The 10,428-nt window shown below is 68.1% G+C and carries 6 protein-coding genes; 2 read left to right on the forward strand and 4 right to left on the reverse strand.

From position 1 onward, the window contains the following. Nucleotides 1-2,042 (reverse strand): UvrD-helicase domain-containing protein (locus G3N94_RS37020; RefSeq protein ID WP_205799187.1); only part of this gene is annotated, 2,042 nt, incomplete at its 3' end. Nucleotides 2,043-2,268: 226 nt separating this feature from the next. Here G3N94_RS37020 and G3N94_RS37025 point away from each other — a divergent pair. Both G3N94_RS37025 and galU read left to right on the forward strand, forming a co-directional pair. Beyond that, nucleotides 2,269-5,136: a valine--tRNA ligase gene (locus tag G3N94_RS37025; RefSeq protein WP_205799188.1), complete on the forward strand. Its 2,868-nt coding sequence runs from the start codon at nucleotides 2,269-2,271 to the stop codon at nucleotides 5,134-5,136. A 76-nt stretch (nucleotides 5,137-5,212) separates the two neighbouring features. After that, entirely contained in the window at nucleotides 5,213-6,097 is an 885-nt protein-coding gene (galU, locus tag G3N94_RS37030) for a UTP--glucose-1-phosphate uridylyltransferase GalU (RefSeq protein ID WP_205799189.1), read from the forward strand. A gap of 83 nt (nucleotides 6,098-6,180) precedes the next feature. Here the strand turns inward: galU and G3N94_RS37035 are convergent, their stop codons facing one another. The 3 genes from G3N94_RS37035 to G3N94_RS37045 form a co-directional block, all read right to left on the reverse strand. After that, nucleotides 6,181-6,795 carry a DUF4136 domain-containing protein gene (locus G3N94_RS37035; RefSeq protein WP_205799190.1) on the reverse strand — a complete coding sequence of 205 codons (615 nt, stop codon included), beginning with the start codon at nucleotides 6,793-6,795 and terminating at the stop codon, nucleotides 6,181-6,183. Between the two features lie 36 nt (nucleotides 6,796-6,831). Next, nucleotides 6,832-9,246, reverse strand: coding sequence for a CHASE2 domain-containing protein (locus G3N94_RS37040; RefSeq protein ID WP_205799191.1), 2,415 nt, complete (start codon nucleotides 9,244-9,246; stop codon nucleotides 6,832-6,834). Between the two features lie 10 nt (nucleotides 9,247-9,256). Next, the coding region (locus G3N94_RS37045) for a FecR domain-containing protein (RefSeq protein WP_241022287.1) at nucleotides 9,257-10,428 on the reverse strand (1,172 nt) is incomplete at its 5' end.

Below are 10,428 nucleotides of genomic sequence, written 5' to 3' on the forward strand. Positions count from 1 at the left end.
TTCGGCGTCAGCCACTTCAGCACGTGCTGCGGCAGTTCGTCGAAGAACCGCGAGCGCACGTTGTAACGCGTTTGCCCGTGCAGCATCCGGCTCTGCGCGAACGACAGGTAGAGCCGCTCCTTCGCGCGCGTGATCGCGACGTACATCAGGCGCCGCTCTTCCTCGCGTCCGGCGGCTTCCATCGCGCTGTTCTCGTGCGGGAACAGCCCCTCCTCGAGACCGGTGATGAACACCGCCGCGAACTCGAGCCCCTTCGCCGCGTGCACGGTCATCAGCTGCACCGCGTCCTGCCCGGCCTGCGCCTGGTTGTCGCCGGCCTCGAGCGACGCGTGCGACAGGAAGCCCGCGAGCGGCGTCATCGTATCAGGGTTCTGCGCGGGGTCGCCGAGCGCGGCCGGGTCCAGCACGTCGGTTGCCGCGCCGTCCGGCGCCGCGGCGATTTCCGGCGCGGCGATCGCGCCCGCGCGCAGCGGGATCGAGCGGGCCGGCGTGTCGAGACCGTAGCCCTCCTCGCTGACGAACGCGGTCGCCGCGTTGACGAGTTCCTGCAGGTTCTCGAGCCGGTCCTGGCCTTCGCGCTCGCCCTGGTAGAAATCGGCGAGACCGCTCGCGCGCACGACGTACTCGACCGTCTCGGGCAGGCTCATCTGCTGCGTGTCGGCACGCATCTTCGCGACCAGGTTCGCGAACGCGCCAAGGCTCGTGCCGGCCTTGCCCGTCACGTACGGGATCGCGGCGGCCATCGCGCAGTTGTAGAGCCGCGCGGCATCCGCGAGCTGCTCGATCGAGCGCGCGCCGATGCCGCGCGCCGGGAAGTTCACGACGCGCGCGAACGCGGTGTCGTCGTTCGGGTTGTCGATCAGGCGCAGGTACGCGAGCGCGTGCTTGATTTCCTGCCGCTCGAAGAAGCGCAGCCCGCCGTACACGCGGTACGGGATGCCGGCCGTCATCAGCGTGTGCTCGATCGCCCGCGACTGCGCGTTGCTGCGGTACAGGACCGCGGCTTCGCTGCGCGCCATGCCGGTGTTGATCAGCGAGCGGATCTCCTCGACGATCCAGCCGGCCTCCTGCGAGTCGGTGGACGCCTCGTACACGCGCACGGGCTCGCCGTGGCCGGCGTCGGTGCGCAGGTTCTTGCCGAGCCGGTGCGCGTTGTTCGAGATCAGCTGGTTCGCCGCGTCGAGGATGTTGCCGTGCGACCGGTAGTTCTGCTCGAGCTTGATCAGGTTGCGCACGCGGAACTCGTCCTCGAAGTCACGCATGTTGCCAACGTTTGCGCCGCGGAACGCGTAGATCGACTGGTCGTCGTCGCCGACCGCGAAGATCGCGTTCTGGCCGCCCGCGAGCAGCTTGAGCCACGCGTACTGCAGCTTGTTCGTATCCTGGAACTCGTCGACGAGGATGTGCCTGAAGCGCGCCTGGTAATGCGCACGCAGCGGCGGGTTGTGCGCGAGCAGCTCGTAGCAGCGCAGCAGCAGCTCGGGGAAGTCGACGACGCCTTCGCGCTGGCACTGCTGGTCGTACGCCTGGTAGAGCTCGACGAACTTGCGGTTGAAGCTGTCGGTCGCGTCGACCTTGTCCGGGCGCAGCCCCTGCTCCTTCGCGTTGTTGATGAAATACTGGACGTTCTTCGGCGGATACTTCTCGTCGTCGACATTCGCGGCCTTCATCAGCCGCTTGATCGCGGACAGCTGGTCGGCCGTGTCGAGGATCTGGAACGTCTGCGGCAGGCCCGCGTCGCGGTAGTGCGCGCGCAGCATCCGGTTGCACAGCCCGTGGAACGTGCCGATCCACATCCCGCGCGTATCGATCGGCATCATCGCCGACAGGCGCGCCATCATCTCGCGCGCGGCCTTGTTCGTGAAGGTGACGGCGAGCACCGTCGATGGCGACGCGTAGCCGTGCTGGATCAGCCACGCGATCCGCGTGATCAGCACGCGGGTCTTGCCGCTGCCCGCCCCCGCGAGGATCAGCGCCGGTTCGTTCGGCAACGTGACGGCGGCGTATTGTTCAGGGTTCAGGTTGGCGAGCAGATCGGGCATGGAGCGGCAGCGGACGTGCGTAAGGAAAGCGGACCCGCCATTATAAGTCCGCCGCGCGCGATGCTCGGACTGTCGCGTGCAATCCCCCTGCCGATCCACGCGATGCCGCGCCGCGACGGGCGCTCGACGCGCCCGCGCGGGCCGGGCGATGGCTGGTCGATGTGCATCCATTTATAATCGTCGGATTCAGCATCCAATTCACGCCATTTTCAGCAGATTTCCGACCATGAGCGACAGCACGCTTGCGAAGAGTTTCGAGCCCCACACCATCGAGTCCCAATGGGGGCCGGAGTGGGAAAAACGCGGCTATGCCGCCCCGGCGTTCGATCCGGCCAAGCCTGATTTCGCGATCCAGCTGCCGCCGCCGAACGTCACGGGCACGCTGCACATGGGGCACGCGTTCAACCAGACGATCATGGACGGCCTCACGCGCTACCACCGGATGCTCGGCGAGAACACGCTGTGGGTGCCGGGCACCGACCACGCGGGGATCGCGACCCAGATCGTCGTCGAGCGCCAGCTCGATGCGCAGGGCGTGTCGCGCCATGACCTCGGCCGCGAGAAATTCGTCGAGCGCGTGTGGGAATGGAAGGAGCAATCCGGCTCGACGATCACGGGCCAGGTGCGCCGCCTCGGCGCATCGCCGGACTGGTCGCGCGAATACTTCACGATGGACGACAAGATGTCGGCCGCCGTGCGCGACGTGTTCGTCACGCTCTATGAACAGGGCCTGATCTACCGCGGCAAGCGCCTCGTCAACTGGGATCCGGTACTGCTGACCGCGGTGTCCGACCTCGAGGTCGCGAGCGAAGAGGAAAACGGCCACCTGTGGCACATCCGCTATCCGCTCGTCGACGGCTCGGGCACGCTGACGGTTGCGACCACCCGCCCCGAGACGATGCTCGGCGACGTCGCGGTGATGGTCCACCCGGAAGACGAGCGCTACAAGCACCTGATCGGCCAGTTCGTGAAGCTGCCGCTGACCGACCGCGAGATCCCGGTGATCGCCGACGACTACGTCGACCTCGAATTCGGCACCGGCGTCGTGAAGGTCACGCCCGCGCACGATTTCAACGACTACCAGGTCGGCCTGCGCCACAATTTCGCGCCGATCGAGATCCTGACGCTCGACGCGAAGATCAACGACAACGGCCCCGAGCAATACCGCGGCCTCGACCGCTTCGACGCGCGCAAGGCGATCGTCGCCGATCTCGACGCGCAGGGCTTCCTCGAATCCGTGAAGCCGCACAAGCTGATGGTGCCGCGTGGCGACCGCACGGGCGTCGTGATCGAGCCGATGCTGACCGACCAGTGGTTCGTCGCGATGACGAAGCCGGCGCCGGAAGGCACGTTCAACCCTGGCAAGTCGATCACCGACGTGTCGCTCGACGTCGTGCGCAACGGCCAGATCAAGTTCGTGCCGGAAAACTGGACGACCACCTACTACCAGTGGCTCGAGAACATCCAGGACTGGTGCATCTCGCGCCAGCTGTGGTGGGGCCACCAGATCCCCGCGTGGTATGGCGAGAACGGCGAGGTATTCGTCGCACGCAACGAGGAAGACGCGCGCGCGCAGGCCGCCGCGAAGGGCTACACGGGCGCGCTGAAGCGTGACGACGACGTGCTCGACACGTGGTTCTCGTCGGCGCTCGTGCCGTTCTCGTCGCTCGGCTGGCCGAACGAAACGCCGGAGCTCGCGCACTTCCTGCCGTCGTCGGTGCTCGTCACCGGCTTCGACATCATCTTCTTCTGGGTCGCCCGGATGGTGATGATGACGACCCACTTCACGGGCAAGGTGCCGTTCCACACCGTCTACGTGCACGGCCTCGTGCGCGACGCGGAAGGCCAGAAGATGTCGAAGAGCAAGGGCAACACGCTCGACCCGATCGACATCGTCGACGGCATCGACCTCGAGACGCTGGTCGCGAAGCGCACGACGGGCCTGATGAACCCGAAGCAGGCCGCGACGATCGAGAAGAAGACGCGCAAGGAATTCCCGGACGGCATCGCCGCGTTCGGCACCGACGCGCTGCGCTTCACGATGGCGTCGATGGCGACGCTCGGCCGCAACGTGAACTTCGACCTCGCGCGCTGCGAAGGCTACCGCAACTTCTGCAACAAGCTGTGGAACGCGACGCGCTTCGTGCTGATGAACTGCGAAGGCCACGACTGCGGGCTCGACAAGCCGGAAGTGTGCGGCGCGGGCGACTGCGGCCCGGGCGGCTACCTCGACTTCTCGGCGGCCGACCGCTGGATCGTGTCGCTGCTGCAGCGCACCGAAGCCGACATCGCGAAGGGCTTCGCCGACTACCGCTTCGACAATATCGCGACCAGCATCTACAAGTTCGTGTGGGACGAATACTGCGACTGGTATCTCGAACTCGCGAAGGTGCAGATCCAGAACGGCACGCCCGAGCAGCAGCGCGCGACGCGCCGCACGCTGCTGCGCGTGCTGGAAACGGTGCTGCGCCTCGCGCACCCGATCATCCCGTTCATCACCGAGGCACTCTGGCAGAAGGTCGCGCCGCTGGCGGGCCGCTATCCGCAGGGCAAGGCCGACGGTGAGGCATCGCTGATGACGCAGGCGTACCCGCTCGCCGATCTCAAGAAAATCGACGAGGCGTCCGAACAATGGACGGCCGACCTGAAGGCGATCATCGACGCATGCCGCAACCTGCGCGGCGAGATGAACCTGTCGCCGGCGACCAAGGTGCCGCTGCTCGCGGCCGGCGACGCCGAGCGCCTGCGCTCGTTCGCGCCGTACATCCAGGCCCTCGCTCGCCTGTCCGACGTGCAGATCCTCGCGGACGAAGCGACACTCGACAAGGAAGCGCACGGCGCGCCGATCGCGATCGTCGGTCAGAACAAGCTGGTGCTGAAGGTGGAAATCGACGTCGCGGCCGAGCGCGAGCGGCTGTCGAAGGAAGTCGCGCGCCTGACGGGCGAGATCGCCAAGTGCAGCGCGAAGCTCGGCAACGACGCGTTCGTCGCGAAGGCGCCGCCGGCGGTGGTCGAGCAGGAGCAGAAACGGCTTGCCGAGTTCCAGAGCACGCTCGCGAAACTCAGCGCGCAGCTCGAACGCCTGCCCGCGTAACAAACAGTAAGGTCATTTGCGTTCACTATAATTCGCAAATGACCCTAGAGTCGATTAAAGGAACAAAGGATCGATCATGTTGAAAGTCACCAAGGCAGTCTTCCCGGTCGCCGGCCTGGGCACGCGCTTCCTGCCCGCGACGAAGGCCAGCCCGAAGGAAATGCTGCCCGTCGTCGACAAACCCCTGATCCAGTACGCGGTCGAGGAAGCGATTGCGGCGGGCATCACGGAGATGATCTTCGTCACCGGGCGCAGCAAGCGCGCGATCGAGGACCATTTCGACAAGTCATACGAGATCGAGGCTGAACTCGAGGCACGCGGCAAGGACAAGCTGCTCGAGCTGGTGCGCAGCATCAAGCCGAGCCACGTCGACTGCTTCTACGTGCGCCAGCCGGAAGCGCTCGGCCTCGGCCACGCGGTGCTGTGCGCGGAGAAGCTCGTCGCGGACAACCCGTTCGCGGTGATCCTCGCCGACGACCTGCTCGACGGCAACCCGCCCGTGATGAAGCAGATGGTCGACGTGTTCGACCACTATCACAGCTCGGTGATCGGCGTCGAAGAGATCCCGCCGTCGGACACGAAGTCGTATGGCATCGTCGACGGCAAGGAATGGGAAGAGTCGATCATCAAGATGTCGGCGATCGTCGAGAAGCCGGCGCCCGAAGTCGCGCCGTCGAACCTCGGCGTGGTCGGCCGCTACGTGCTGAAGCCGCGGATCTTCGATCACCTGCGCGCGCTGAAGCCGGGCGCCGGCGGCGAGCTGCAGCTGACGGACGCGATCCAGGCGCTGCTCGCGGACGAGCAGGTGCTGGCCTACAAGTACCAGGGCACGCGCTACGACTGCGGCAGCAAGCTCGGCTACCTGAAGGCGACCGTCGAATTCGCGCTGCGCCACCCCGAAGTCGCGACGGACTTCGAGGCCTACCTGCGCTCGCGCGGCGTCGATCAGCCCGCTGCCTGAGTAGCGGCTTGATTACCGGCTGAATATCGCCCAAGTACTACCGGAGGCCGCGGCACCGCGGGCTCCGGCAACGGGCGCCGCGCTCAGTGCGCGGCGGCCGGTTTCACCGAGACGACGCCCGGCATCCCGCCCGCGTCGTCTTTTTTCGTCTTCACGAGCCAGCCGCCGCCTGCGTCGTACGGCAGCTTCGCGAGCGCGCTCTTCACGAGCACCGGCGCCGCCTGCTGCGCGCCCGGCTCACGGTCGCGCAGCGCCGCCGACACGCGGTACACATCCGCGCCCGACTTCGCATCGACGAAACGCAGCGTCAGCACGTGGCGGTAGACCTTGCTCGCGAACGGCAGCCCGAACGGTGCCGGCCCGTCGGTCGCGACGCACGCGCTGCTCGCGCCGCCGCACTGCTCGGCCGTCGTCGCGACTGCCGCAGGTTGTGTCGCATAGGCGATCGACAGCCGGTAGCGCGCGTCGTTGAGCGGCTGCGCGTCGAAACCGCGGCGCGCGAGCTCGTCGTGCACGAGCGTCTCGAGCTGCCGGTATTGCGCGTCGTCCGCCTGCGCGGCCGTGCGCGCGAACCCGTAGCCGTGCGCACCCGACGCGAACACGTCCGGCTGGCCGACCGCGGTCACGCCGGCCGTCATGCCGGCGCAGCCCGTCAACAGCGCCGCCGCAAGCGCAGCCGCCGTCCATTCGATTTTCATGACTTTCCCCAAATGCTTGCCGCCGCGCCCGCCCTGTCAGGCCGGCGGCTCGTCGATCGCGGGCAGCGCCACCGTCACCGCGGTGCCAACGCCCACTTTGCTGTCGACCGACACGCTGCCGCCATGGCGCGTGACGACCGTCTTCACGAATGCCATGCCGAGCCCCGATCCGGAAATCTCGGGCCGTTCGCCGGCATGGAACCGCTTGAAACGTTCGAACAGATGCCGCTGATCTTCCGGCGCAATGCCGTACCCCTGATCGCGAATCGTACAGAACATCCGCTTCGATGCGTGGTCGACCGTCAGCGTACACGCGATGACGGTATCGGCCGGACTGTACTTGACCGCGTTGTTCAGCAGGTTCACGAACGCGCGCGTGATCAGCGAACGGTCCGCGTGTACCCAGCCCATTTCGTTGCCGACGTCGGTATCGATGCGGATGCGCTTCGCCTGCGCCTGCGGCCACACCTCGTCGCACGCGTCGATCAGCACGTCGACGAAACTCGTCGCCTCGAGCTGGTACACCTGCGATTCCGCCCGCGCGAGCTGCACGAACTCGTCGGCGAGCGACAGCGCGCGTTGCGCATAGCGCTCGATGCGCGCGAGCAGCCCGCGCACGTCGTCGGACTCGACGCGCTGCCGCTCGATCTCGACGAGCGCGAGGATCGACGACTGCGGCGAACGCATGTCGTGCGACAGCAGGTGCAGCGCCTCCTCGCGCTGGCGCTCGGCGGCATGCAGCTCGGTCACGTCGACGAGGCCGGCGATCCAGCCCGTCACCCGCCCCTGCGCGTTCGTGCAAGGCGCGTAGCGTAGCAGATGATCGCGGCCGTCGCGATCGCGCACTTCGATGCCGCGCGCCATCGCGTCGCTTTCCGCCTCGAGTGTCGGGTCGAGCGCGGCCGGCCAGTGCTGGCGGATCTCCGCGTCGTGCTCGGGATTGCCTTCGACGGTCTTGACGAAGGTCAGTTCGCCGAGCACAGCGCGCAGCGGGCGCCCTTCCGGCAGCGCGAGCCGCGACCCGTAGCGTTTCGCCGCGTGGTTTGCGATCAGCACGGTGCCGGCGAGGTCGGTGACGAAAATCGGCTCGGGCATGCTGTCGAGGCTGTCCCACACGAAGCGCTTCATGTCCTGCACGCGCTGCGCGGCCTGCGCCATCAGCGCCATCTGCCGTTCCAGCACGTCGCCGCCGACGCTGCGCGTGCGCGGCGCCTCCGGCAGCAGGTGCGGCTCGTCCGCGAGCCGTTGCAGCTCGCGACGCAGGTACGACATCGTCATCTCGAGCCGGCGCCAGTTCCAGATCGGATACACGGCGACCAGCCCGAAGATCGCGGGCGCGGGCGACAGCCACAGCCGTGCTTCGTACAGCAGCGCCGCGCTCGCGACGACGGACAGCACGGCCAGACTCAGCGTCAGCAGCAGCGCGCGCCACGGCGACAGCATCAGGAAGCCCGCGAGCAGCACCGCGAGCGGCAGCAGCGACACCGCAAACAGCCCCGCGCGCCGCACCGGCGAGATCGCGCGGCCCGTCGTCAGCATGTCGAGCACGCCGGCGTGGATGTAGACCCCCGCGAGCGGGCCGAAGTCGCCGGACACCGGCGTCGCGAACCGGTCGTACAGCCCCGACGCGGTCACGCCGACCACGACGATCTTGCCGCGCAGCGTTTCCGGTTTCACGCGGCCTTCGAGCACGTCGTCGAACGACAGCGTCGGATATGCGGGCGTATTGCGGCTGAACGGGATCAGGTAGCGGCCCTCGCCGCTCGCGTCGCGCGCGAGGTCGTGCGCGTGCGCGTGCGCATTGTGCGCATTGCGCGCGTTGGGTGCATTGAGCGCCCCCCCTGCCGGATGCAGCTTGCCGGACGCGATCGACTCGAACACGGGCACCATCAGCTGCGGCCAGCGCACGCGGCCGTCGCTTTCGAACAGCGCGACGCTGCGCACGATGCCGTCGGGATCGACTTCGAGATTGATGTGGCCGAGGCCCGCCGCGCGCGCCGCGAGCGCGGCCACCGGCGGATCGACGGAGCGCGTGCCGTCCGCGCGCTCGGGGCTCAGCAGGATCGGCAGGAAGGTCGGCACGCGGCCGACCCCGTCCGCGAACGTGCGATCGTCCGGCGACGGCTCCGTGAACAGCACGTCGTAGACCACGGCCGCCGGCTGCGCGCTTGCAAGCGTATCGAGCAGCCGCGCATGCACGCTGCGCGGCCACGGCCAGCGGCCGAGCGCCTGGACGCTCGGGTTGTCGATGTCGACGACGACGATGTCGGGCGACAGCGGCAGGCTGCGCAGCATCAGCAGCCGGTCGTAGATCAGCCCGTCGACGCTCGTCGACGCGCGGCCGATCGCGCACGCGACGATCACCGCGATCCCGAGGCAGCCGATCGCGATCCATTCGAACAGGAAGCGGCGGCCGAGCCGCCGCCGCGGAGACACGGTTTCGGGTTTCATGCGCCGCGGGTCAGCGCGACAGCGTGAACGCGCTGACCGGACTCGTCTTCTCGTAGAACTTGCCGCCTTCGAATTCCTCGACGGTCACCGCCCAGAAATACTCGCCGGGCGGCAGATTCGCGACCGTGATCGTCCGCGCCTGCAGGCCGACCTGGTCGACGACCGGCGCGCTCAGGTCCTTCGACTTCGACAGCACGAACCGGTAGCGCGCGCTCGTGCCCGCGCCGTTCGGCGACCAGCGGAACACATAGCCGCCCGCGCCGGGCCCGGCGGTTGCGTCCAGGCCCATCTGGCGCCGTTCGAACGCGTAGGTGCGCGGCATGCCCTCGAGGCCGTTGTCGTCGATCGCGGCGATCCGCACGAAGTACATCCCGTTCGGCACGCCGTGGAACACCGCGCGCTGCGTGTCGGTATGCGTTTCGCTGAACAGGTCGAGCAGCCCGGCGTCGTGCGCGAGCTGCACGCGGTACGCGTGCGTGCGCGGCAGCGGCGCGAGATCGAACGCGACGTCCGGCTCGTCCTGCACCTTCGCGGGATGCTCGAGCGCGGGCGCCGGCAGCAGCTCGACGGGCGCGCCCACCGTGCCGGACGACGTCGCGACGCTGCCATAGTTCGCATGCACGAGCGTCGTATCCGCCGGGCGACGGTTGCCCGCGACGCCCACTGCGCCGTCGAGCACTTCGACGCGCGTCGTCGCATTGCCGGCGGCGTCGTAATTGACGCGGAAGCGCGTGCCGCGCACGCCGGCCACGACCGACGGCGAGCGGATCTGGAACCGGTCGTCGCGTTTCTTCAGATGGGTGACCTCGCTGTCGACCGAGCCGCGCGTCAGCTCGAACTCGCGGTCGAGCGTGCCGGTCAGCACGGTGCGGCGCAGTGTCTTCAGGTCGAGCTGGCTGTCGGGCGGCAGGCTCATGTGCGTGCCGTCGGCCAGCTCGAGCGTGACGAAGCCGTTCGCGCCGGTGCGCACGCGGTCGCCTTCGGCCAGCGTCGCGTCGGCCGCAAGCGGCACGTAGGCCGCACCGGACGCGCGCTCGGCCGGACCCTGCACGGCCACCACGCGCGCGGTCAGCCGCTCCTTGCGCAGCCGCGCGACCGGAAGCTTCAGCTCGACGCCCGGCTGCAGGCGCTTCGGCGCCGGCACGCCGTTCAGCTGCTGGAGCACCTGCCAGTCGTCCGGGC

Source organism: Burkholderia sp. Ac-20353 (genome assembly GCF_017104785.1).
In the GTDB taxonomy this organism is placed as follows: domain Bacteria; phylum Pseudomonadota; class Gammaproteobacteria; order Burkholderiales; family Burkholderiaceae; genus Burkholderia.

Coding starts and splice junctions, on each gene's coding strand:
- galU (WP_205799189.1), top strand. CDS start 5,213: ATGTTGAAAGTCACCAAGGCAGTCTTCCCGGTCGCCGGCCTGGGCACG.
- G3N94_RS37040 (WP_205799191.1), bottom strand. CDS start 9,246: ATGAAACCCGAAACCGTGTCTCCGCGGCGGCGGCTCGGCCGCCGCTTC.
- G3N94_RS37035 (WP_205799190.1), bottom strand. CDS start 6,795: ATGAAAATCGAATGGACGGCGGCTGCGCTTGCGGCGGCGCTGTTGACG.
- G3N94_RS37025 (WP_205799188.1), top strand. CDS start 2,269: ATGAGCGACAGCACGCTTGCGAAGAGTTTCGAGCCCCACACCATCGAG.